This window comes from Bradyrhizobium sp. NBAIM08, from assembly GCF_020193935.1.
GTDB classification, from domain to species: domain Bacteria; phylum Pseudomonadota; class Alphaproteobacteria; order Rhizobiales; family Xanthobacteraceae; genus Bradyrhizobium; species Bradyrhizobium yuanmingense.
This window is the reverse complement of the sequence record NZ_JADYVR010000006.1, coordinates 450167-473706: the sequence shown is the minus strand read 5'-3', so window position 1 is coordinate 473706 and position 23540 is coordinate 450167. Positions and strand designations below refer to the sequence as shown.

At 64.5% G+C, this 23540-nt stretch carries 23 protein-coding genes and 2 pseudogenes; 7 read left to right on the top strand and 18 right to left on the bottom strand.

Going from position 1 to position 23540, the window contains the following annotated elements; all coding sequences use genetic code 11:
- Positions 1-155: 155 nt before the first annotated feature.
- Positions 156-938 (top strand): sulfite exporter TauE/SafE family protein, encoded by a 783-nt coding sequence (locus I6F37_RS23130; protein ID WP_036005848.1) that lies wholly within the window; start codon positions 156-158, stop codon positions 936-938.
- A 168-nt stretch (positions 939-1106) separates the two neighbouring features.
- On the opposite strand, the pseudogene I6F37_RS23125 reads toward I6F37_RS23130, so the two are convergent.
- From I6F37_RS23125 to I6F37_RS23105, 5 genes and pseudogenes are all read right to left on the bottom strand, one after another.
- Positions 1107-1866, bottom strand: a pseudogene (locus I6F37_RS23125) (amino acid ABC transporter ATP-binding protein).
- Positions 1867-1903: 37 nt separating this feature from the next.
- The gene (locus tag I6F37_RS23120; RefSeq protein WP_036005852.1) at positions 1904-2599 is read right to left on the bottom strand and encodes an amino acid ABC transporter permease; all 696 of its coding nucleotides are present in this window, start codon (positions 2597-2599) and stop codon (positions 1904-1906) included.
- On the bottom strand, positions 2596-3390 hold the full coding sequence (locus I6F37_RS23115; RefSeq protein ID WP_036005854.1) for an amino acid ABC transporter permease: 795 nt from the start codon (positions 3388-3390) through the stop codon (positions 2596-2598). Before I6F37_RS23115 ends, I6F37_RS23120 begins: the two co-directional genes overlap by 4 nt.
- 49 nt (positions 3391-3439) lie before the next feature.
- Positions 3440-4333 carry an amino acid ABC transporter substrate-binding protein gene (locus I6F37_RS23110; RefSeq protein WP_036005856.1) on the bottom strand — a complete coding sequence of 298 codons (894 nt, stop codon included), beginning with the start codon at positions 4331-4333 and terminating at the stop codon, positions 3440-3442.
- Between the two features lie 22 nt (positions 4334-4355).
- On the bottom strand, positions 4356-5516 hold the full coding sequence (locus tag I6F37_RS23105; RefSeq protein ID WP_225152776.1) for an aminotransferase class V-fold PLP-dependent enzyme: 1161 nt from the start codon (positions 5514-5516) through the stop codon (positions 4356-4358).
- A gap of 170 nt (positions 5517-5686) precedes the next feature.
- Here I6F37_RS23105 and I6F37_RS23100 point away from each other — a divergent pair, with 170 nt between their 5' ends.
- Positions 5687-6487: an IclR family transcriptional regulator gene (locus I6F37_RS23100; protein WP_036005860.1), complete on the top strand. Its 801-nt coding sequence runs from the start codon at positions 5687-5689 to the stop codon at positions 6485-6487.
- A gap of 426 nt (positions 6488-6913) precedes the next feature.
- Here the strand turns inward: I6F37_RS23100 and I6F37_RS23095 are convergent, their stop codons facing one another.
- Positions 6914-7798 (bottom strand): DUF1259 domain-containing protein, encoded by an 885-nt coding sequence (locus I6F37_RS23095; protein ID WP_036005862.1) that lies wholly within the window; start codon positions 7796-7798, stop codon positions 6914-6916.
- A gap of 447 nt (positions 7799-8245) precedes the next feature.
- Between I6F37_RS23095 and I6F37_RS23090 the strand changes: the two genes are divergently transcribed.
- Positions 8246-9325, top strand: a complete 1080-nt coding sequence (locus I6F37_RS23090) for a Cj0069 family protein (protein ID WP_036005865.1) — start codon at positions 8246-8248, stop codon at positions 9323-9325.
- Between the two features lie 133 nt (positions 9326-9458).
- Complete coding sequence (locus I6F37_RS23085; RefSeq protein WP_225152774.1) at positions 9459-9866, top strand: GFA family protein; 408 nt, start codon at positions 9459-9461, stop codon at positions 9864-9866.
- A 232-nt stretch (positions 9867-10098) separates the two neighbouring features.
- Here I6F37_RS23085 and I6F37_RS23080 read toward each other — a convergent pair whose 3' ends face one another.
- The 9 genes and pseudogenes from I6F37_RS23080 to I6F37_RS23040 all read right to left on the bottom strand — a co-directional run bounded on the left by I6F37_RS23080 (position 10099) and on the right by I6F37_RS23040 (position 20477).
- Positions 10099-10578, bottom strand: a complete 480-nt coding sequence (locus I6F37_RS23080; RefSeq protein WP_036005872.1) for a DUF411 domain-containing protein — start codon at positions 10576-10578, stop codon at positions 10099-10101.
- 61 nt (positions 10579-10639) lie between these two features.
- Positions 10640-13831 carry an efflux RND transporter permease subunit gene (locus I6F37_RS23075; RefSeq protein WP_225152772.1) on the bottom strand — a complete coding sequence of 1064 codons (3192 nt, stop codon included), beginning with the start codon at positions 13829-13831 and terminating at the stop codon, positions 10640-10642.
- Positions 13828-15249 carry an efflux RND transporter periplasmic adaptor subunit gene (locus I6F37_RS23070; RefSeq protein ID WP_036005877.1) on the bottom strand — a complete coding sequence of 474 codons (1422 nt, stop codon included), beginning with the start codon at positions 15247-15249 and terminating at the stop codon, positions 13828-13830. The genes I6F37_RS23075 and I6F37_RS23070 overlap by 4 nt, the downstream gene beginning before the upstream one ends.
- A gap of 80 nt (positions 15250-15329) precedes the next feature.
- Positions 15330-15722, bottom strand: a complete 393-nt coding sequence (locus I6F37_RS23065; RefSeq protein WP_036005880.1) for a FixH family protein — start codon at positions 15720-15722, stop codon at positions 15330-15332.
- A 93-nt stretch (positions 15723-15815) separates the two neighbouring features.
- The gene (locus tag I6F37_RS23060) at positions 15816-16277 is read right to left on the bottom strand and encodes a hypothetical protein (RefSeq protein WP_306469147.1); all 462 of its coding nucleotides are present in this window, start codon (positions 16275-16277) and stop codon (positions 15816-15818) included.
- 53 nt (positions 16278-16330) lie between these two features.
- Positions 16331-17517: pseudogene (locus tag I6F37_RS23055) on the bottom strand (MFS transporter).
- Between the two features lie 60 nt (positions 17518-17577).
- On the bottom strand, positions 17578-18765 hold the full coding sequence (locus I6F37_RS23050; protein ID WP_085968926.1) for an MFS transporter: 1188 nt from the start codon (positions 18763-18765) through the stop codon (positions 17578-17580).
- Positions 18750-20111 (bottom strand): NAD(P)-binding domain-containing protein, encoded by a 1362-nt coding sequence (locus I6F37_RS23045; RefSeq protein WP_036005885.1) that lies wholly within the window; start codon positions 20109-20111, stop codon positions 18750-18752. Before I6F37_RS23045 ends, I6F37_RS23050 begins: the two co-directional genes overlap by 16 nt.
- A gap of 48 nt (positions 20112-20159) precedes the next feature.
- On the bottom strand, positions 20160-20477 hold the full coding sequence (locus I6F37_RS23040) for a helix-turn-helix transcriptional regulator (RefSeq protein ID WP_036005951.1): 318 nt from the start codon (positions 20475-20477) through the stop codon (positions 20160-20162).
- A 130-nt stretch (positions 20478-20607) separates the two neighbouring features.
- Here I6F37_RS23040 and I6F37_RS23035 point away from each other — a divergent pair, with 130 nt between their 5' ends.
- The 3 genes from I6F37_RS23035 to arsC are packed head-to-tail and all read left to right on the top strand — an operon-like array spanning position 20608 to position 22066.
- Positions 20608-20967, top strand: a complete 360-nt coding sequence (locus I6F37_RS23035; RefSeq protein WP_036005887.1) for a helix-turn-helix transcriptional regulator — start codon at positions 20608-20610, stop codon at positions 20965-20967.
- Positions 20967-21668, top strand: a complete 702-nt coding sequence (locus I6F37_RS23030) for an MIP/aquaporin family protein (protein WP_036005890.1) — start codon at positions 20967-20969, stop codon at positions 21666-21668. The genes I6F37_RS23035 and I6F37_RS23030 overlap by 1 nt, the downstream gene beginning before the upstream one ends.
- Positions 21665-22066 carry an arsenate reductase (glutaredoxin) gene (arsC, locus tag I6F37_RS23025; protein ID WP_036005892.1) on the top strand — a complete coding sequence of 134 codons (402 nt, stop codon included), beginning with the start codon at positions 21665-21667 and terminating at the stop codon, positions 22064-22066. Before I6F37_RS23030 ends, arsC begins: the two co-directional genes overlap by 4 nt.
- A 35-nt stretch (positions 22067-22101) precedes the next feature.
- Here arsC and I6F37_RS23020 read toward each other — a convergent pair whose 3' ends face one another.
- Genes I6F37_RS23020 through I6F37_RS23010 form a run of 3 tightly spaced genes read right to left on the bottom strand, consistent with a single transcriptional unit; the run spans position 22102 to position 23530 of the window.
- Entirely contained in the window at positions 22102-22866 is a 765-nt protein-coding gene (locus I6F37_RS23020; RefSeq protein ID WP_036005895.1) for a hypothetical protein, read from the bottom strand.
- A gap of 2 nt (positions 22867-22868) precedes the next feature.
- The gene (locus tag I6F37_RS23015) at positions 22869-23078 is read right to left on the bottom strand and encodes a hypothetical protein (RefSeq protein ID WP_036005954.1); all 210 of its coding nucleotides are present in this window, start codon (positions 23076-23078) and stop codon (positions 22869-22871) included.
- Positions 23079-23086: 8 nt separating this feature from the next.
- The gene (locus tag I6F37_RS23010) at positions 23087-23530 is read right to left on the bottom strand and encodes a hypothetical protein (protein WP_036005897.1); all 444 of its coding nucleotides are present in this window, start codon (positions 23528-23530) and stop codon (positions 23087-23089) included.
- Positions 23531-23540: the final 10 nt, after the last annotated feature.

Genomic DNA, 23540 nt, shown 5'->3' with positions numbered 1-23540 from the left:
CGCTCTTCCGCCGACCGCAACGATACCGCCGGGGACGCGTGCGTACCTTTGACTCGTCGGGCAAAACAGGGGCATACTGGCATCATCGAGAGTTGATCACACCCGCACGGAGCCGTCCGTCGCGGGTGTTGTCTTTGGCGCATCTTTCCGTGTCCATGCGAAACAATCCTGCCGCGTTCGGCTCGGGCACAATCATCGGCACTCTGGGCGGCTTGATCGGTCTCGGCGGTGCAGAATTTCGGCTGCCCCTGCTCATCAGCCTGTTCGGATTTCGCGGCCTCGAGGCCGTGATTCTGAACAAGGCGACGAGCCTGATCGTGGTGGCGAGCGCACTGCCGTTTCGCGCACGCGCCGTTCCGTTCGCGGAGATACATGCCCATTGGCCGATCATCCTGAACCTGCTGGCGGGCAGCCTCGTCGGCGCCTATGCGGGGGCATCCTGGGCGACGCGTCTGGAGTCCGGGACGCTCTACAGGATCATTGCCGTCCTGCTGCTCCTGATCGCCGGCATGCTTCTGTTCGCACATGGCAACGAGGCGGCAACCCCACCGGCGCTGACAGGCGTGAGCCTGATCGTCGCGGGCATAGCAGCGGGCTTTGCGATCGGGATCGTGGCATCGTTGCTCGGCGTCGCCGGAGGGGAATTCCTGATCCCCACCCTGATCTTGTTGTTCGGCGCGGACGTGAAGCTCGCGGGCAGCCTCTCGCTCGCGGTGAGCCTGCCGACCATGCTGGTGGGATTTGCGCGCTATAGTCGCGACCAGAGCTTTTCGGTGCTCCGCGCGAATTGGCAGTTCATGCTTGCAATGGCCATCGGGTCGGTCGTCGGGACATTCATAGGCGGCCTGCTTCTCGGCGTCGTCCCGAATTCGATTCTTCTGCCGGGATTGGCCGTGATCCTGGTCATTTCGGCGGTGAGAATCTGGCGGCATGAGTAGGCTGGTTCGAAACAATGCCGCAACCGGCGATGCGCCCTCGATCGGTTCGCAGATCGAGACGGATCGCTAGAGCATGATCCGGAAAAGTGTGAAGCGGTTTTCCGAAAAGATCATGCTTCAAACAATAACCTAAAGCGCGATGACGATTCATCCTAATCGCATCGCGCTTTAATGGATGATCTGGCCGAGGGAAATCCCTCGCCCGCTCCGTCCTCGGCGCGCGGAAGAAGGTTTCGGGATCGGCTTCCTCGACGATCGAGCCGCGATCCATGAACACCACCCGGTCCGCGATCTCGCGGGCAAAGCCCATCTCGTGCGTGACGCAGACCATGGTCATGCCGTCTTTCGCGAGCTCCACCATGGTGTCGAGCACCTCCTTGACCATCTCCGGGTCGAGCGCCGAGGTCGGCTCGTCGAACAGCATGATCTTCGGCTGCATGCACAGCGCCCGCGCGATGGCGACGCGCTGCTGCTGGCCGCCGGAGAGCTGCCCCGGATATTTGTTCGCCTGGTCGTGGATGCGCACCTTGCGGAGCAGACCGATCGCGCGCTCATGCGCATCAGTGCGGGACAGGCCCCGCACCTTCATCGGCGCCAGCATGCAGTTCTCGACGACGGAGAGGTGCGGAAACAGGTTGAAGCTTTGGAACACCATGCCGACCTCGCGACGTATGCCGTTGACGTCGGTCATCCGGTCCGACAGCTCGATGCCGTCGACGACGATGCGCCCCGCATCGTGCTTTTCGATGTGGTTGATGCAGCGGATCAAGGTCGACTTGCCCGAGCCGGAGGGGCCGCACAGCACGATCTTCTCGCCGACCGCGACCGTGAGATTGACGTCGTTCAGGGCCGTGAAATGGCCGAACCGCTTCACCAAATTTTCAACGGTGACGATGGACGCCCGATTCCCCTCAGCGAACTCAAGCATTTTTCCTCTCCAAAGACTGGGATGACCGTGCGCAGCGCTAGCGGCGTAGTCCCGCGATCGCATATCGCTTGCGCAAGGACGCCACGCATTGCGATGCCGCCGAACTGATCGCGAGGTAGACCACCGCAATCACCAGATACATCTCGACCAGACGGCCATTGAGCTGCGCCAGCTTCGAGGCTGCGCCAAGCAGATCGGTGAGCGAGAGCACGTAGACCAGCGAGGTATCCTGGAACAGGATGATGGTCTGGCTCAGGATGATCGGGCTGGCGACGCGAAGCACCTGCGGCAGGATCACGGCGCGATAGGTATCGAAGGTCGACAATGCGAGGGCCTGACAGGCCTCGAACTGACCCCGGTTCACGGCGCGCAATCCGACGCGGATGATCTCCGAGTAATAGGCCGCCTCGAAAAGGCCGAAGGTGATGAAGGCGGTCCAGGTGGCGCCGATCGGGACCGGTCGCCCGCTTCCGCCGAGATGACCGAGCACGATCGGCACCAGGAAGAAGAACCAGAACAGGACCAGGATCAGCGGGATCGAGCGCATCAGGGCGACATAGCCGCGCACGAGCTTGCCGAGCACGGGCACTTCGAAGTGCTGCACGAGGGCCAGGCAGGTGCCGAGGACGAGGCCGACCACGAAAGCAACGGCGGTCAGCGCCAGGGAAAACAGCAGGCCCGACCAGAGGTAAGGCCACGCCTGAAGCACAACGGAGAAATCGAGGCTGGTCACTTCACGACCTCCATCGCGTCAGGCAGGGAATCAAGCGGTTGGATGGCGTGCGTCGCGCCCGGCTTGACTGCGTCGTCCGCAGGGCTCGTCCCCGGAATGCGCACGGCCCTGTCGATCAACGCCATCCCCTGATAGGCGATGAGCGCCAGCGCGAGGTAGACAAGCGTCGCGGCGCCGAAAGCGGTGAAGGTCTGGAATGTCGCTTCGCTGATCTGGCGGGCCTGCGCCGTCAGCTCCATCAGCCCGATCGTGAGCGCGACCGAGGTGTTCTTGTAGATGCCCATCACCTCGCTGGTCAGGCTCGGAATGATCAGGCGCAGCGCCTGCGGCACGATGACGTAGCGATAGGTCGGATACCCGCTGAGCCCGAGCGCGCTTGCCGCTTCGACCTGACCTTTCGGCAGGGCCTCGATCCCGGCACGCACCTGTTCGGCGATCCGGGCGGCGGTGTAGAGACCGAGGCACACCAGCGCCGGAAAGAACGATCCCCAGGGCGGCGGAATCTGCTTGATGGCGTTCCCGAGCGAGGCGGGAAGAATCTCCGGCAGGACGAAGTACCAGAGAAACATCTGCACCAGCACGGGGATGTTGCGGAAGATCTCCACATAGAGGCGGGCAAGCGCCGCGACGGCTCGGTTCTGCACGGTGCGGCCGATGCCGACGATGACCCCCACCGCGAAGGCGATCCACCAGCCGAAAAACGCCAGCGTGAGGGTCCAGCCGAGGCCCGAGACGAGCCAGTCGATATAGCGCTGGCCGTCTGCGGTCTGTTCAAAAAGCACTGCAAACATGGCGAACCTCAGGGCTCGGTTTGCGGGACACTCTCCGCCGACGTCGCAATTAGTCCACCGCGTCGCTGGGACGCGCGATCCGTTCCGTGAGCTCGACCGTCAGCGGAAACGCCAGGTTCTCATTCTTGGGCGGAATTGGCCTCGTGAACCATTTGGCGTAGGTCTTTTCGAACTGGCCCGACGCCATCTGCTTCGACAGAACGTCGTCGACGAGCGCCTTGAAGCCAGTATCGCCCTTCGTGAACATCAGGCCATAATAGATCTTGGCGTAACCCTCGGGGAGAAATATCAGCGCATCCGGCTTCGGAGCTGCGGCCTTGAGGCCGGCGAGCAGAATATCGTCTTCCATGAAGGCGGCCGCGCGGCCGGTGTTCAACATCAGGAAGGATTCGGCATGGTCCTTTGCCTGGACGATGTTGAAGCCGAGCTGCTCCTTCGCATTCACGCCTTGCGCGAAGCCGACGGCATTCGAGCCCTGGGTGACGACGATGGTTTTGCCCTTGAGATCGCCGGCCGTCTTCAGGCCGCTGTCCGCTTTGACCAGCCAGCGCGGCTGACTGACGAAGGTGGTGACGGAAAACGAGACCTGCTCCTGCCGCTTCCTGTCGTTGGCCGTGCCGCCGCACTCGATGTCGACGGTGCCGCTCTGGATCAGCGGGATGCGATTGGACGAGTTCACCGGAACGTAATTGACTTTGAGATTGGGTAAGGCGGTCTCCGCCTTGATGCGCTCGACGATGGCCGCGCAGAGGTCGAGCGAGAACCCGATCGGCTTCTGGTCGGGACCGAGATAGGAGAACGGGATCGAGGCCTCGCGATGACCGATGGTGATGGCGCCGTTCGACTTGATCCTGGCCAGCGTGGGGCTGTCGGCGGCAGAAGCGGCGCTGCCGAGGCCGCCAATGACCGACAGAATGCTCAAGACACATGCAAACTTCGTCATGTACGTCTCCTTGCTGGACAGCCTATGCGGCTCTCGATGATGGCTTCACGCCGCGCCGCTGGATGACCTCGATCAGGCGGTCTACGTCGGCAATCGTGTTGAACATCCCGAACGACACGCGAATGCCGTCCCGCTCCGGCGACACGCGGACGTTATTCTCCTCGAAATGGCCGAGCCATTCGGCCGCGGGCAGCGCAATGACGTAGATGTGCGGCGCGCGATGCTGCCGCGCGCGAGGGCCGACCAGGCGAACGCCCAGCACATCGAGCCGGGCGATGAGATGATCGCCGAGATCGAAACAATGGTTCTGGATGTTCTCGACGCCCAGCGCTTCGATCATGTCGAGCGAGGCATCGAGGGCATGGATCGCCGGAAGATTGAAATTGCCGAGCTCGAAGCGGCGCGCGCTCGGGGCCGGATCGAGCCTGTCAGGCCGGGCGATCAGATCGGCCGGGACTTCAGCGAGGCTCGCGGCCGCAAGATAGGTCGGCTCGATCTCAGCCCTCGACTTGTCCCAATAGAGCAGGCCCAGTCCTTGCGGCACGAGCAGCCCCTTATGGCTGCCCGAACCGATGAAGGTCGCGCGCATGGCTTTCGCATCGATTGGCACAACACCGATCGCCTGCATCACGTCGACGACGAAATGGAGCCCCTTCTCCGCGCAGAGGGCGCCGATGCTTTCGATGTCGAAACGATGGCCGGCATGGAATGTCACCTGCGAGATCGAGATCGCCCTCGTGCTCGCATCGATGTAGGGACGAAGACTGTCGGCGTTCACGATCTCCGTCATCGGCACGAATGCGACGGTCACACCCTTGCGCCGCAGATTGAGGAACGCGTAGGCGTTGTTCGGATGATCGCCGTGGATCATCAGGACCTTGTCACCGGCGCGCAGCGGCAGCGCATTCGCGGCGATGTTCATGCTTTCCGAGGTGTTCTTGGTGAAGGCGATCCCGTCGCCCGATACGCCGAGAAACCGCGCCAGCTTTTCGCGCGTCTGCTCGACGCGATCGAGCCAGACGCTCTTCGGGCCGGCGGTCTCGAGACCTTCGCTCAGAAAACGATCGATCGCCGCTTTGACGGGGCGCGCAAGCGGCGTCTGGAAGCCGGAATCGAGATAGGTGATCCGCTCGGCAGCCGGAAACTCCCTCCGCACGGCATCGACGTCGTAATGGCCTGACATCCCGATCTCCTGAAGCACTTCCCCGGTGGCTCGCACTGCACAAATCCTGTTCACCACCGAGCAGCGCCAACGATATGGGCACGACACAAAAGTTCCTATACAAATTTTCATATTCTAGTATATTTCATTCCGAAAAATGATAATTTGTACTTCGGGTGGAGACTGGTGAAATGCAGCAGCCGAGTACCGACGGGCCATTGGACCGCGCCTTCGCGATCATTGGCTATGTCGCCAGCCAGACCAGAGCAGCCTCGGTCGCGGACATCGCCGCTGCGCTGTCCCTGCCGCTGCCGACTGCGCATCGGCTCATCGGAAATCTGGAGCAGCGCGGGCTGCTTCAGAAAGCCGTGGGAACGAAGCGGTACGTGGTCGGCAATCAAATGGTCACGCTGTCGGCCCGCGTCATCGGCGCAGCTTTCCGTACCGCCCGCCGGCACGCGGTGCTCCGCGCCGTCGCCGCCGAAATCGGCGAGCAATGCGAGATCGGCGTCGTGCGGGACAACGTCGTTGCTTACGTCGACAGCGTCCGCGTATCGCAACCTCAAGGCCTGCAATTCAATCCCGGCGAAGCGGCCCCGCTCCACTGCACGTCGACCGGCAAGATCTACATGAGCCGGCTGCCGGAACGCGCGCGCGAGAAGCTGTGCCACGCGCTCACGCTGACGCGATACACCGAAACCACGATCGTGGACGTCGAGCACCTGATGAAGGTGCTCGATGAGACCCGCAAGCGCGGCTGGGCCAAGACCAATGAAGAATATGTGCGAGGCGTGGTCGGCTGTGCCGTTCCCATCCTCTCACCGGATCGCGAGCTGATCGCGTGCCTGGGTGTGTCTGTTCCCGTGGCACGGGTGAGCTTCACCGAGCTGGATCGGTTCATAGCTCCCCTGCAGAAGGCCGCTGCGCTGCTATCGGAGACGATCCTCGCGGACAATGAGGACGGCGTAAGCGAAGCCGTGTCGGCAAGCTGATGCTGCTCGAACGTCGTCCACAGTCACCGAGATTGTCCTCGCCCTGCAAGCCGGATCAGGCCTTGGTCAATATCTCGGGCGGTGCGACTTCGCCCACTCGCGGGCATGTGCGATGGGCTCTTGCGGCGGCAGGATGGCGCGCAGCTTCTGTATCGCCGGCTGGCTCTCCATGAGTCCCGCCATCGACAGAAGGCCGGAAATTTCGGACCCTGCCGGCGCTGTTCCTGCAGGAGCGTCGTCAAATATTCAGGCTCTCGGCCATGGCGTTCCCTCCCATCAGCACAGCCAAGCATAGGCGCCAGGACGAGACCGGCCCGTGCCGACGCCCGCGACGCAAAGGCCAAAGCGGCGCGCATCGTCGGCTGCCCCAACACGTCAGACATTCAATCATTGAAACGCCTCACGGTGCATTTTCTGTGCCTTGGATCAGCTCTTGGTGCTGGCGGTCTTGTCGATCGCCGCGCGCAAGCCTTCAGCAAGCTTGATCGCGTCGTCATTGGCCCAGAAGTGCATGAAGAAGAGTCGCGGCTGTTCGTTCAGCATATGGCTGTGCAGCGCCGTCACCTCGATGCCATGCGTCCGCAGCGCCGCGATGACTGGATTCACCTCGTCGCTGGTCAGCACGAAATCGCCGGTGATGGCGGCCTTGCCGCCGCCGGTCGGCTGGAAATTGATGGCGGTCGCGACGCCCATTGGACCGACGGGGGTTAGCAGCATGCCGTTCTCCGTGATCGGGTCGCGCCGTTTCACATTGAACTGGTAGACGCCGCCATTGCCCTGCCCCTTGACGCCGATGATCTGATCGAGCTTTGCGGTGTCGAGATCGATAGAGGGCGGATTCCCGGCTGCGGCGACCGTCAGGGGCGTCTTGCTTTCGGCGAGCGCATCACGGATTGCCGACGCCAGCTTGATAGGGTCGCCGTGTCCGGCGACGTGCATGTAGAATGTCGCCGGGCTTGCGCGCAGCAGATGGTTGTGCACGGCAGTAATCTCGAGACCGCTCGTAATCATCTTCGCCATCACTGGATTGATCTCGGTCTCAAGCAGCACGAGGTCACCCATGACCATCGTTCCGCCATGCGCAGGCTTGAACGCCAGCCAGCCGCCAAGCGCCAGCGCCGGTTTGATCGTGACGCCATCCAACGTCACGGTGAGATCGGTGCGCGGGAAGCCGTAGCGATGGACATCGTCCGCAACGGTGGGCTTGCGGCCCAGCGTCTCATCGACCTTTTGCCAGTCGATGCTCTGCGCGTGAGCGTTCGTGATGAAGCAGGCAGCGACGCCGATCAGTGCCGAAACAGTCCTATGCATGGATCAGCTCCCTTGAGCTCTGGGTGTGTCCCGGCCCCAGGTGACGTCGGATATGTGAGGCCGCTCTGGCTGTTCCGCCACACACAGCGGACTCGCCGCGGAGGCGCATGCCATGGTGGTTCGGATGCCGGGAGGGTCGTGGAATGGAGTTGCGATGTGTGATGACATGCTGCGCCCTTGGTGATCAGGACGCGATGCTTGGGCATGTCGCCTCACGGGGAGATCGCACATCCCCGTCGCGCTGACTAAAAACCCGCAGGACAGAACTGTCAACCGGCGCACGGCCGCGCCACGTCACGAAGAGTTCACCCTTTGAAGGAACCCGCCAGCCGCCATCTTGAAACGACGAGGCGGTTTCACATACATTGTCGGCGTGGGGACGATGCAGACTCCCCGTGAGACCCAGGTCCAAGCTCTGCGCAGCACGCAACTACGTGGAGCTTGCGCATGGACACCGACCGTCACCCCTCTCCCCTCCGAACCATCGCCATCCTCTCGCGCGGCGACGCGGCCGCGCGGCGCGAGGCGACGGCGCAGAACAGCCGCTTCGTCCGCGTCTTCGAGGCGCTCGCCGCCGCGGGCATCGACGCCTTCCCAGTGATCTATGACGAGAGCTTTGCGGGCGTGGTCCGCGACCAATTGCTTGCAGCCGACGGCGTGCTGGTCTGGGTCGATCCGATCCACCAGGGCAAGACCCGCGCCGAGCTCGACGGCCTGCTGCGCGACGTCGCGGCGCAAGGGCCATGGGTGAGCGCGCATCCGGACATCATTCTGAAGATGGGCGTCAAGGAGGTGCTCTACCGGACACGGCATCTGGGCTGGGGCGCCGACACGCACCGCTATGACACCGCCGCAAGCTTCCGCAGCCAGTTTCCGGCGCGCCTTCGTGCCGGCGGCCCGCGCGTGCTGAAGCAGAACCGCGGCAATGGCGGCCAGGGCGTCTGGAAGGTGGAGGCCCTGCCCGACAGCCAAGACATGGTCCGCGTGCTGCATGCGCAGCGCGGCAGCACGCCGGAGGACATGCCGATCGATGCGCTGCTCGCACGGTGCGAGCCCTATTTCGGTTGGGGCGGCTGCATCATCGACCAGGCGTTTCAACCGCGCCTGCCCGACGGCATGATCCGCTGCTACATGAGCGGCGCCAAAGTCGCAGGCTTCGGACACCAGAAGATCAAGGCGCTGATCCCGCCGCCGCCGGAGGGACCGGAGGCGCCTGAGGCGCAGCCCGGGCCGCGGATCATGCACGGGCCTGATGCTCCGCCATTCCAGGCGCTGCGAGGAGCGATGGAGGACGAATGGACGCCGCAGATGATGGCAACGCTCGGCATCGATGAGTCGTCATTGCCGGTGATCTGGGATGCGGACTTCCTGTACGGGCCGAAAGATGCGGCCGGCGCAGACACCTACGTGCTCTGCGAGATCAACGCGAGCTCGTGCTTTGCGATCCCCGAGGAGGCGCCGGCTGCGATCGCCCGGACGGTGAAGCAACGGCTGATGCGGACCGAGCGCACACTGGCGCGAACTTAGCCTGGTCGCGCTCGTCGGAAATGGCAGCAGCTGTCAGGCGACAGTACGACGCAATCCCGATTTGGTTGCGTTGTTGAAGCCAAAAGGCGCGAGGGCTATCGATCTGAAACGTCATCTTCGATCGGAGGAACGCATGAGCACCATCACCGGCGGCTGTCATTGTGGCGCAATCCGTTACGAGGTCGAAGGCGAGCCGATCGTACACGCGCTTTGCCACTGCCGCGATTGCCGGCTACACGCCGGCGCTCCTGTCGTCGGCTGGACGATGTACCCGGAGGGCGCGGTTAAGGTGACGAAGGGCGAGCCGAAGGTTTACCGCTCCTGGGAACACGGGCGGCGGCACTTTTGCAGCGCGTGCGGAACCGGACTGTTCTACGTCAATGCCAGCATCCTGCCGGGGATCATCGACATCCAGAGCGCGACCTACGACGATCCCGAGGCCGTGCCTGCCACGATACAGATCCAGGTCGCCGAGCGCCTGCGCTGGATGGAGCATGCGCACGAACTGCCGGCATTCGAGCGCTATCCGCCGCAGCCGTAGTGGTGGCTAGGCGGAATGAGTAGTTTGATTGCTACAACGTAAGTGCGCCCCCTCTCCCGCTTGCGGGAGAGGGCTGGGGAGAGGGTGCTTCCGCAATGGGATAGTCCCCAAGAGGAGAAAGCCCTCACCCGCGCCTTCGGCGCGACCTCTCCCGCAAGCGGGAGAGGTTGCACCGAGCCCGCAGCTAAAGCCATTCCGCTTTAGGCATCGCGCAGCACCGTCCGCTCCTTTATCAATCAATTTCCTGCGCGCCGATGAAGCGCATGAACGGCTTCTGACCGTCGGCACCGAACAGCACGACCTCGTAACGCTGCGGCTTGCCGCCTTCCATGCCCGGCGATCCGACCGGCATGCCCGGCACGGCTATTCCCTTCGCGTTTGGACGCTCCGCGAGGAGGCGTCGCACGGCCGCGGCCGGCACGTGCCCCTCGACGACATAACCGGCGACCTCTGCCGTGTGACACGCGACCAGGTTCGAGGGGACGCCGAGACGCGCCCGGATCGGCTCGAGGTCGGGAGTCTCCTCCACCTGGGCGGTAAATCCTGCGTCCCGCAGATGCTGCACCCAGCCGGCGCAGCAGCCGCAGCTCGGATCCCGGTGCACCGTGAGCGCGGCTGCGTCGGATGCTGCCGCGGCGGGCCTTGCAAAAGCTGCCGCGGCCATCAGCCCGACAAGGGACCGGCGGGTCATCAGGTATGCGCGTTGCTTCATCTTCGGCTTCCTCTTCTGTCACTCCGTCGCCCTGACATATGATCGTGCGTCACGGCTCGCCTCATCCGGCCGGCTCCACGACGCGCAATCTGGCGCCGATCGGCTTGTGCATCTCAGCCGGTTGTTCTCTGTCGTCGCGCGTGGGCGGCAGGCGGACACCCTTCACCAACCCGAAGATCGCCGGGATCACGATCAGCGTCAGCAGCGTCGACGATATCATGCCGCCAATCATCGGCACCGCGATTCGTTGCATGATCTCCGACCCGGTTCCGGTGCTCCACATGATCGGCAGCAGGCCCGCCATGATGGCGACGACCGTCATCATCTTGGGACGGACGCGCTCGACCGCGCCCACCATGATCGCCTCGTGGAGATCCTGCCGGGTGAGGCCCCTGCCCTCGGCGCTGCACGTCGCCTTGATCTCGGCCAGGGCATGCTCGAGATAGATCAGCATCACGACGCCGGTCTCGGCGGCGACGCCGGCAAGCGCGATGAAGCCAACGGCGACGGCGACCGACATGCTGAAGCCGAGCCACCACATCATCCAGATGCCGCCGACCAGCGCGAAGGGCAGCGACAGCATCACGATCAGGGTTTCGGTCATGGCCCTGAAATTCAGGTACAGCAGCAGGAAAATGATCGTCAGCGTCACCGGCACCACGATCTTCAGGCGCGCCGCGGCGCGCTGGAGATATTCGTACTGACCGCTCCAGACCACGTAATATCCTGATGGGAACTGGATGCTGTCAGTCACGGCGCGTTGCGCATCGGCGACGTAGCTGCCGATGTCGCGATCGCGGATGTCGACGTAGACGTAGGTCGCGAGCTGGCCGTTCTCGGTCCGGATCGAGGTCGGCCCCCGCGCCGGCTCGACCTTCGCGACCTCGCCGAGCGGCACCGCGCCGCCTGCGGGCATCGGCACCAGGATATCGCTGGCGATCGCCTTGGGATTGTCGCGCAGGTCGCGCGGATAGCGCATGTTCACCGTGAACCGCTGCCGCCCCTCCACCGTCGTCGTGACGGTCTGGCCGCCGAGCGCCGCCGCGATGGTGTCCTGAACATCCTGGATCAGGATGCCATAGCGGGCGAGCGCCTCGCGATCCGGGACGATCTCGAGATAGTAGCCGCCGATGCCGCGCTCGGCATAGGCCGATGAGGTGCCCGGCACCGTCTTGATCACCCGTTCGACCTGCTTCGCCAGCCGGTCGATCTCGACGAGGTCGGTGCCCATCACCTTGACGCCAACGGGGGTGCGGATGCCGGTGGACAGCATGTCGATGCGCGCCTTGATCGGCATGGTCCAGGCGTTGGAGACGCCCGGAAACTGCAGCGCCTTGTCCATCTCCGCGATCAGGCCGTCGATGGTGACGCCTTCCCGCCAAAGCTCCTTGGGCTTCAGACTGACCACCGTCTCGAACATCTCGGTCGGCGCCGGATCGGTCGCGGTCGCCGCCCGCCCCGCCTTGCCGTAGACCGATTCGACCTCCGGGAACGACTTGATGATGCGGTCCTGCGTCTGCATCAGCTCGGCCGCCTTGGTCACGGAGATGCCAGGCAGCGTCGTCGGCATGTAGAGCAGCGTGCCCTCATTCAGCGTCGGCATGAACTCGGTGCCGAGCTGCCGCGCCGGCCAGATCGTAACGGCGAGCACGACCAGCGAAGCCAGGATCACCGGCGTCTTGGCGCGCAGCACGCCCTTGATGACCGGGCGGTAGATAAAGATCAGGAAGCGGTTGATGACGTTTTTCCTCTCCGGCACGATCCTGCCGCGGACGAAGATCACCATCAGCGCCGGCACCAGCGTGACGGACAACAGGGCCGCGGCCGCCATCGCGAAGGTCTTCGTGAACGCCAGCGGGCTGAACAGCCGCCCCTCCTGCGATTCCAGCGTGAAGATCGGCATGAACGAGACGGTGATGATGAGCAGGCTGAAGAACAGCGCCGGCCCGACCTCGGATGCCGCGTCGATCAGGATCTGGACACGCGACTGACCGGGCTCGGCGCGCTCGAGATGCTTGTGCGCGTTCTCGATCATGACGATCGCGGCATCCACCATGGCGCCGATCGCGATCGCGATACCGCCGAGGCTCATGATGTTGGATCCCAGGCCCAGCAGCTTCATGGCGCCGAACGCCATCAGCACGCCGACCGGCAGCATCAAGATCGCGACCAGCGCGCTGCGGACATGGAGCAGGAACACGATGCAGACGAGCGCGACGACGATACTCTCCTCGAACAGCGTGTGCTTGAGCGTGTCGATCGCCGAATAGATCAGGCCCGAGCGGTCGTAGACCGGGACGATCTCGACCGATTTCGGCAGGCTGCTCGCGATATCCTTGAAACGCTTCCTGACGTTTTCGATGACGTCGAGCGCGTTGACGCCGAAGCGCTGCAGCACGATGCCGCTTGCGACCTCGCCCTCGCCGTTCAGCTCCGCAATGCCGCGCCGCTCGTCGGGTCCGAGCTCGACATTGGCGACGTCCCGCAGCAGCACCGGCGTGCCGTTGCTGGTCTTCAGGACGATGTTGCTGAGATCGTTGATGCTCTTGATGTAGCCCTTGCCGCGAATGACGTATTCGAACTCCGACAGCTCGACCGTGCGGCCGCCGACGTCGGCATTGCTGGCACGGATCGCCTCCCGGATCTTCTGCATGCTGATGCCGCGGTCGCGCATGCGCTGCGGGTCGAGCACCACGTTGTACTGCTTGACGAAGCCGCCGATGCTGGCGACCTCGGCCACGCCTTCGGCCTTGGCGAGCGCGAATTTCAGATTCCAGTCCTGGATCGTGCGCGTGTCGGCGAGGTTCAATTCTTTCGACATCACGGCGTATTGGTAGACCCAGCCGACGCCGGTCGCATCGGGCCCGATGGTCGGGGTGACGCCGACGGGAAGCCGCGACGTGGCGCCGTTCAGGAACTCCATCACGCGCGAGCGCGCCCAATAGATGTCGGTGCCGTCCTCGAAGATCACGTAGACGAACGACACGCCGAAGAAGGAGAAGCCGCGCACCACCTTCGATTTCGGCACGGTCAGCATCGCCGTCGTCAAGGGATAGGTGACCTGGTCCTCGATCACCTGCGGCGCCTGGCCAGGATATTCGGTGTAGACGATGACCTGGGTGTCCGAGAGGTCGGGGATCGCATCCAGCGGCAGATGCAGCAGCGCGTAGAAGCCGGCGGCCGCCGCAAAGCCGGTGCCGAACAGCACCAGCAGCAGGTTGCGCGCCGACCAGGCGATGATGCGGGCGATCATTTGTGCTCTCCCGTCGCATGGCCGGCGTCGGAGGCTTGAGGCGCAGCCTCGGCAAAGCCTTTGAGCGCGGCCTTCAAATTGCTTTCCGCATCGATCAGGAAGTTGGCTGATGTGACCACCGCTTCGCCTTCGGCAAGGCCGTCGCGCACCTCGATAAAGCCGCCGCCGCGCCGGCCGAGCTTCACTTCCCGCGGCTCGAAGCGCCCGTCCCCCTTGTCGACGAGGACGGCCTGCCGCGTGCCGGTGTCGAGCACCGCGCTGTCCTGGATCGTCAGGACAAGCGCGCTATCGGCCGTGTCGACGTCGGCATCGACATACATGTCCGGCAGCAGCAACGCTTCGGGATTGGCGAGCTCGATGCGGACGCGAACCGTCCGGGTTTCGCGGTTCACCTGCGGATAGATCACCGCGATCTTGCCGGTGAAGCTTCGGCCGGGGAAGCTGCGCACGCGCACCGCGACGGACTGCCCGACCGCGATGTTGCCGAGATCGCGCTCGGCGACGTCGACCAGCGCCCAGACCAGCGAGGTGTCGGCGATGCGGAACAGCACGTCGCCGGGATTGGCGCGCATGCCTTCGATCGCGTTGCGCTCGAGCACGATCCCGTCGCGCGGCGCCGACCAATGGATGGTGACGGGCGCGACACGCGTTCTCTCCATCTCGGCGATCACCCGCTCGGGGACGTCGAGATTGATCAGCCGTTGCCGCGAGCCGCGGCCGTAGATCTCGACCCCGCCGACGGTCTTGGAGGTGATGGTCGCGAGATAGTCGGCCGCCGCGGAGGCGACCGCCGAGCTGTAGATCTCCATCAGCGGCTGGCCCGCCTTGACGCGGGAGCCGGTGGTGACGTCCGCGATCTTCTGCACGAAGCTCTCGGCCCGCATCGCGATCACCGAGACGCGGCGCTCGTCCAATTGGATCGTACCGGGCGCCTTGACCAGGACTTGGACCGATCGCCGCGCCACCGGCTCGGACTTCACGCCGCTGCGCTGGATCTTGCCGGGCGACAGTTTCACCGTGCCGTCATCGGCGTCGTCGCCTTCGTAGACGGGGACATAGTTCATCCCCATCGGATCCTTCTTCGGCACCGGCGAGGTGTCGGGCAACCCCATCGGATTGCGGTAGTAGAGGATTTTTCGCGATGAAGCCGCCTGCGGTGGCTTCGGCTCTGCCTGGGCGGCCTTGTCGTCATCGTAGACCGGCAGATAGTCCCGCCCGCGGTCGTCCTTCTTTGGCCCGGCGGACCAAAGCGGCGCGCCGCTCGGATCGCGATAGTAGAGCGGAGTCCGGTCCGCTGGCGCCGCAGCCGGGGTCACCTCGGCATGGACCGACCAGCGCCCCTCGTTCGAGAACCAGTACGCGCCAAGGGCGAGGCCACTGCCGAGAGCGAGAGTCGTCAAGAGACGCAACGTCTTCATGGTTGTTTCGCGCGCTCGGAGCGCGCGTCCATGTGAATGGGAAAGAGAAGTTCGGGCGCCGTCCGACGGCGCCCGAAAGCTCACTTGATCGCCTTGACGATGACCTTGCCGGTGACCGTCTCAGGCTCGCCCTGCACCTTCGCCGAGAGCGTGACCTGATAGCGGCCGGCCATCGGCAGGTCCGTCCTGAAGGCGTAGACGCCCGGCTCCTTGGAGGGCAGTGGCGCGACCGCCGATTCCATCTCGGCCATGCCGTCCGGAGCCATGTCGACGCGCGTCTTGAAGATGACGGCGTCGGGCACCGGCTTGCCGGTCTGCTTGTTGGTCAGGCGAACGGCGAGCGTGACGTCGTCGCCCTTCTTCATCTCGGGATTGACCGGCTCGAAAGCGTAATCGCCGGCACCCGCCAAGGCGACTGAAGCGGCGAGCGAAAGGGTGGCGGCAACAGCCGCGGTGCTGAACTTGGAAAGCATTGTCCTGTCCTCATGAATTGATCTCGACCGCGACGCTTGAATGCGCACATCAGTCATCGCCGCGCGGGGCGTGCCCGCGCGCGTCTTGAGAGATCAGATTCGAGGAGGCCGGAAGGGAGGACTGCCGCCGCGCGAGTCGACGACCTGATCGGCAGGAATAGCGGTTTCCGCTGCCGCGACGGCAAGGAATTCGAACGCCAGGGGACGAATGTCTGCCAGTGCGACGGTGCCGCCGACACAGCAGAAGCCCATCCCGCATTGGTAGCCGGTGTCGGAGCCCGTTCCCTTCATGTCGGGACAACAATCGTGCACCGACATATCGTCGTCGCCGCCGACCTGCATGGCCGCCTTCATGTCACCCGACGACATCGCGACGCCGGAAGCGGACGCGCCAGCCGGCAGCATCGCCAGGGAGATGGCGATGGCGAATGCCAGGATGGTCCGAACGATCCGCATGAAACGTGCTTTTAACCTTTTGGATACCTTTGGGAACCGCAACGTTGCCTGAGTACCATAGTCTGCGGCCGAATGCATTCTTTGATCAAAGTCAAGCATTCGTGACCGAGGCTCCGAGGCCTGTCAGGCCGACCGCCCGCATCCTGCCTCGCCTATTGCGACTTCGATACCAGCTCGCCGGACCGCGCCGTCCGCGACCATAGCAAGGCGAGCGGGCCGAGCGCGATCCCGCCGCGAGCACGATGAAGGCCAGCAACCAGCCCTCTGCACTCTGGGGGCCGCCAGCGGCATCGAGGGCAACCCCGGTTCCCCAGGCTCCGATCGCCGATAGGCCGAACCCGACGGTCGAATGCAGGGCGAGAGTCGCCCCGCGATGCTCCGAGACAGCCGCGGCCGACATCCCGGCTGTCAATGCACCGGAATCCGCTGGCACTGTCAGGCCATAGATCATCAGCAGCAGCGCCAGCACCCATGCTGGAGCCGTCGCATTCAGGCCGATGACGAGGGCAACGCAAGCCGAGGCGATCATCACGACCGTGATCGCCCGATGTCGCCCGAATTTCAGTGCGGCCTCGTTGCCGAGGATGCTGGCCGGCATGGAGATCACTGCAAAGCAGAAGCTCATCAGGACCGGGCTCAGCCATGAGGGCGCACCCTGATGCGCGACGACGTAGGTCCAGAACCCGACCAGCCAGGTGCGAATGCCGTAGAGCTCGAAGCAGTGCGCGCCGTAGCCGAAGATGTAACCGAGCGCCTTGCGGTTGGCCAAGACGGGCGCAAAGTTCAAAAGGCGTCCTGATCTTGGAGCGGGACTGCGGCTCTCGATCAAGAGACACGCGACCACCATCGCGATGGGACCGATGCCGGTCACGTAGAACGCGGTCCGCCATCCCCAGCCGTCGGCGAGGACTTGGGCGATCAGGAACGACAGGCCGACGCCCACCGAGAAGCTCGACGTGTAGAGCGTGACCGCCCGCGAGGTGTCGCCGGCGGGCAGCCGGTCCGTCAGTGCCTTGAGCCCCGGCATGTAGGCACCGGCAAAACCAAGGCCGGCGAGCGACCAGATGATGGTCCCCGACCAGAAGCCTTGCGCGAAGATGCCAAACGCGACGGTCGCAAGTCCGCTGACGACAGAGCCGCCGAGGAGCACGAGCCGTGCGTCGATGCGATCGGTCAGTGTCGTCAGCACGGGCACCGCCAGCATGTAGCCAAACGCGTAGCCGCTCGCCATCATCCCGCCTTCGGCGGCGGACAATCCCCACACCGGCATCAGATGCTGGGCCAAATTCGCGGACAACGTCACGTGCGGCAGCAGATTGCCGAGCTGGCCGATACACATCACCGCAATCAGCGGCCAGCCGCGCAAGCTACGAATGTTCCCCTCCCATCGGACAGCGACTCATGTCGTGTGATCCCCACGGAGCAGCAGAAGCGCGAAGAACGCAGAGACCGAGGCCAGCGCGCCGATCCAGAGCGCGCTGCTGCCGAGATGCTCCACCATCAGTCCCAGCGCAAGCGGCGCGAAGGCGCCCGTTGCCCTGGAAGGCAGCGAAATCATCCCGACCCGTCTGCCGAACCCGACCGGCCCAAACAGCGCCAACGGCAGCGTACCACGGGCAATGGTGATGATGCCGTTGCCCGCGCCATACAGCACCGTGAAGAGCGGTGCGAGCAAAGGGCCGCCCGCAACCAGCGCAAGCACCCCGATCGGATTCATGAGCATGGCGAGCCGCGCCGACAGCAGCGGATGAAACCGGCCAAGCCATCCTGCTTCCAGAAGGCGGGCGCCGACCTGCGCCGGTCCGACCAGTGCTCCCGCCAGCAACGCCTGTGCCGGCGTGGCACCGAACGCGACCAGCATGGTGGGCAGAATGGCCGAGACTCCGGAGCTGACAAAACTCGCGGCCGCAAACATGTACGCCAGCAATATCATTGCAAAGGTTTCGCTCTGGCGGCCGGATTGCTGGCTTGCGCCCGTGCTCGGTCCGGCCTCCTGATGCAACGGAGCGGCACGGGGCAGCGCAAGGTTGAGCGGCAAGGCAAGGCCGATGTGGATCACCGCCCAAAGCTGGCAGGCCGCGCGCCAGCCGTACTCCGTGGCGAGCCATGTCGTGAGCGGCCAGCCGAGTGTGCTGGCGAAACCGGCGATCAGGGTGATGCCGGTGATCGTTCGTCGCGCATTGGCGCCGTAAATGCGCGCAAGCGTCGCGAACGCGGCTTCATAGAGGCCCATGCCCATGCCGATCCCGAGCAGGATCCAGGCTGCGATAAGCACCGCTACGCCATAGGCCACGGACAGCAGCAGCAAGCCCGCCGCGAAAACGAGGTTCGAGACGGCAAGCAGGCCGCGCCCACCGAACGTATCGATGGCGTGCCCAACGCGCGGACCAAGCAGGCCGGAGATGACGAGCGCTCCCGACAGCGCGCCGAACACGTAAGTCGGCGCTAGTCCGAGATCGCTCGCGATCGGCGCGGCCAGGATCGCAGGAAGATAGTAGCTCGACGCCCACGCGATGGTCTGCGCGGTGCCGAGCGCGATGACGACGGTGAGCGGGCCCGCAGTGCCTCGGCTCATGAGCAGCCGCACCCCGCACCGCCCGCCTTCCTGGCGGATTCATCGGCGGCACAGCAGGCCGAAGGTTCGGCCTTGGCCGGGCCGCCGCAACATCCCGCTGCGGCGGAGGACTCCACGCCGGCGCGTGTGCAGACGCCGGTCTCCGGGAGCACGAGCTCGACCCGTGCCGCGGCCTTCTTGTCGCCGGCGATGTCGGCGACGATCGATCGGACCTGCTCGTATCCGGTCATCATCAGGAAGGTCGGCGCACGTCCGTAGGATTTCATGCCGGCGAGATAAAAGCCCGGCTCATCATGCGCCAGCTCGCGCGCGCCGTGAGGCCGCACCGTTCCGCAGCTATGCTCGTTGGGGTCGATGAGCGGCGCGAGCGCGAGGGGCGCCTCGATCGCCGGATCGAGCCGCAGCCGCAGCTCGGAAAGAAGCGAGAGATCGGGCCGGAAGCCGGTCGACACCACCAGCTCATCGGCAACCACAGTCCGCGCAGCCACGCCGGCGCCTGCCGAAATCCTGAGGCGGCCTTCGATCTCCGAAATGTGAGTGACAGCGAAGCCGGTCTCGACCGCAATCTTTCCGGCAGTCACCAGCGCGGCGAAGGCTGACCCCAGCTCGCCGCGCGCGGCAAGCTTGTCGTTGCGGCCGCCGCCAAAGGCCTTTGCCGGATCGTCGCCGCGCAGCAGCCAAACGGGCCTGGTGCCGGGCGCCTCCTCGGCGAGCCGCGCGAGATCGATCAGCGTGCCCAGCGCGGAATGGCCGGCACCGAGCACAGCCACGGCCTTGCCCGCATATCTGCTGCGAGCGGAGCCGCGCACCGCCGGCATGCCATAGGCGATGCGACCGGCGCATTCGCGTTCGCCGAGCGCCGGCAGACCGTTGCTGCCGGCGGGATTGGGCGAGAACCACGTGCCGGAGACGTCGATGACGGCATCGGCGCGCAGCACCTCATCGCCTTTGCCGTTCTGGTAGCGGATTTCGAACGGCGCCTGGTCCCGCCCCTTCGTCTTGGCCTTGTCGAAGCCGGCGCGGCTGATCGCGGTGACTCGGCTCGAGGTCCGGATCGTCTCGCGCAGCGGCGTTCGCGTTGCCAGCGGCGCAAGATAGCGCTCGATCAGTTCGCCGCCGGTCGGATAGGAGCTCGGGTCCGGCGAATTCCATCCCGTCGGCGCAAGCAGGCGCGCCGCGGCCTTGTCGACGTTGTATTCCCAGGGCGAGAAGAGCTGGACGTGCTGCCATTGCCGCACCGCATGCCCGGCCTCGGGTCCGGCTTCGAGCACGACAGGGGACATGCCGCGTTCGCGCACATGAGCGGCGGCCGCGAGGCCGACCGGCCCCGCCCCGATGATGGCTACCGTCTTGTCCATTCCGAACTCTCCATCCTTCTAGAATTATGGAATAACTGGCCAAATGAGTTAGGCTGCGGTCTGCGCAGCCTTGCATCCCGCTTCTTCCGCACAGCACTCCGCGGCCAGGAAATCGACCAGCCCGCGCATGGCATCGAAATTGGCGCGGCAGATCAGGGTCGTCGATTCCCTGATCTGACTGACCAATCCGACCGAGACCAGCGTCTTGATGTGGTGCGACAACGTCGACGCCGGAATCTTCAGCTTGTCTTGCAACCGGCCGACCGGCATGCCCGCGTGCCCGGCCCGGACCAGCGCGCGATAAATCTGCAGGCGGGTCCGATTCCCCAGGGCTTCCAGGCGTGCTGCTGCGTCGTCGATCTTCATGCGCGACATGATGCGCCCGTGCGCATCAATCGTCAAACCATATTTCTAGAATATTGGAAATTACCGCTCACTCCATGGACCGGAGGTTTCCAGATTGACTTGCCCCCTATAATTCCATAAATCTGGATATATGGAAACAGAGCAAGCCGTCCTGGCGCTCGCCGCGCTGTCTCAACCGACCCGTCTGGAGGCGTTCCGGACGCTGGTCAGGCACGAGCCTGACGGTCTTGCGGCCGGCGATCTCGCCCGCCTGTTGGAAGTCCCGCAAAACACGCTGTCGGCGCATCTGTCGATTCTGAGCCGCGCCCGCCTCGTGTCCTCCGAGCGGCACAGTCGCTCGATCGTCTACCGCGCCAATCTCGGCGAATTCCGCGACGTCGCGCTCTTCCTGCTGCGCGATTGCTGCGGCGGACGGCCGGAGGTTTGCGAGCCCGTCGTCGAGACCTTGCAATCGTGCTGCTCGCCAAAACGAAAGGAGCGAGCCGGCTGATGGACAGTTTCGATCTCCCGCGGCGCCTCGCGGCTGAAGCGCTCGGCACGGGTATTCTCGTCGCCACCGTGGTCGGCTCCGGCATCATGGCGGAAACGCTGACCAAGGACGTCGCCCTTGCGCTGCTCTGCAACACCTTGCCGACCGGGGCCATCCTGGTTGTCCTGATCACGGTGCTCGGTCCGATCTCCGGCGCACATTTCAATCCCGCAGTGACGCTCGTCTTCACAGGCAAGCGCGAGCTGCCGGTCAACGAGGCCGCGCTTTACGTGATCGCGCAGATCGCTGGCGGCATCGCGGGAACGCTGGCGGCGCATCTGATGTTCGGCCTGCCGCTGCTCGACCTCTCGACCAAGGTCCGAACCGGAGGGCCGCAATGGTTCGCCGAAGCGGTCGCTGCGTTCGGGCTGGTCGCGACGATCCTGGCCGGCATCCGGTTTCAGCGGACGGCCATCCCCTGGCTGGTCGGCCTTTACATCACGGCCGCCTATTGGTTCACGGCTTCCACGTCGTTTGCCAACCCTGCGGTGGCCATCGCAAGGTCGCTGACGAACACGTTCGCCGGCATTCGCCCCGCTGACCTGCCCGGATTCATCCTCGCGGAACTCTGCGGCGCCTTCGCGGGCATGCTGCTGATGAACTGGTTGCTCGGCCGCTCACGCGCGTCCGCCTCGGTCGCAATCACGGAGACAGTTCGATGACCGTCACGATCTATCACAATCCCGCCTGTGGCACCTCGCGCAACACGCTGGCGATGATCCGGCAGAGCGGCGTTGAGCCTGATGTCATCGAATATCTGAAGACTCCACCCTCGCGGGACAAGCTCAAGGAACTGATCGCGAGCATGGGCATTCCGGTCCGCGCGCTGCTGCGCGAGAAGGGAACGCCTTACAAGGAGCTCGGCCTGGACGACCCCAAATGGAGCGATGAGCAGCTCCTCGATGTCATGATCGCCCACCCTATCCTCATCAACCGGCCGATCGTGGTGACGCCAAAGGGCACGCGCTTGTGCCGGCCGTCGGAAGCCGTGGTCGATCTCCTGGACAATCCGGTTGGCCGGTTCGTGAAAGAGGACGGCGAGGTGGTGGAAGCGCGCTAGGCCTGAAGGCGCGCCGTGAGACAGATGCAGTCGAGCTAGCCCAGCAAGCCCTTCAACCCCGCATAGATCGAGCCGATACCGGTCGCAGCAACGCCCGCGAGCGGCCCGACGGTCTGCATGAGATCCTGTATCAAGCGGGCACGACGGCGCAGCTGTTCCTCGCCGACATGCTGCCCGAGCAGCCGCGCCACCCTGAAGGCGAACGCGTTCGGCTTGCCTCCCTGCGTCAGCACACGCGGCAGGATCTGGAAGATCACGACGCTGAGAATGTTGCCGGAGACGAAGGCGAGCAGGATGCTCGCGCCATATTCGAACACTTCACGCCATTCGATCCAGATCGTCGGAAGGATCGGAACATGGTCATGGATCCCCGTAACCGTCAGCATCGATAGGACGCTGACGGCCGCTGCCAGGAACGCCAGCACGAACGCCGTCAGGGCGGATACCCGGTGCAACGGATAAGCCACGAAGCCGAACAGCAGCGGTATGGCGATCGATGCAATCCGGAGCGGGATCGGGGACACGTTGAAGGTGATGGTCACGAGCACGTGCGCGATCACCAGCAGCAGGGCTGGAATGACCACATAGAGCACCGCATGCGTTCCGTAATAGCGCAGCGGATTGTTGTAGCGCTCGAGACGGACGTTGACGCGATCGAGATCCCGCCTGAGCTTGTCCAGCTCGGCAACGATCTCGTCGATCTCGAGGAGCGTCGGTCGCACGACGCGCAAGTCGCGCGAACAATGCTTGCACGCGATGGCTTCGTCCTTGATCGTCTCGGCGCAGAACGGACATTCCATCGCTAGCGCGACTTCCCTCGCCTCATAATGGCTTCGATCTCGCCTCTGGCCCGCTTCAGTTCATCGCGCAGATCCTCGCGCTTGCGCAAGAGATCGTCGCGCTCGGCAAGCAACGTGGCGGGAACGGCGATGTCGCGCCCGCACGAGGCGCAGACCAGCGCACCCTCGGCATTTTCCGACCGGCAGTAGAGGCACGCCACTTGCGAGTTCACCTGCGAGCTCACTTGGGCGCAACCTTCAGGGTGAAGACGGTCGTGCCCGGCCGGCCATCGCTGTCCTTGATGTCGACACGCATCGTGTACTCGCCCGGCGGCAACTCCGCATCTTGCATGTTGATGCCATCTGGCTGCACGAAGGGCTTGACCCGAGGCGTCAGGTCGACGTTCGGCGTTCGGAGGAAGATCACCTTGACCGAGTCCGGATCGATCTTGGCCCCGCCATAGGACTGGAATTTCAACACCAGCCGCAGAGGAGAATTCGCGGGAGCGCCCGGCGAGACGAACTCGATCTTCGGGCCGCGCATGATGCCGCGCTGATCGACGGCGACCGCGCCCTTGGGAGGCGGCAGCTTGGCCTCCTCTTCCGTGATCAATGGCGCGGCGAGCGAGGATCCCGCGGCCAACAGACCTGCAGCCACCAGAGCCAGTAGAGCATTCCGCTTCATTTTCCTTGCC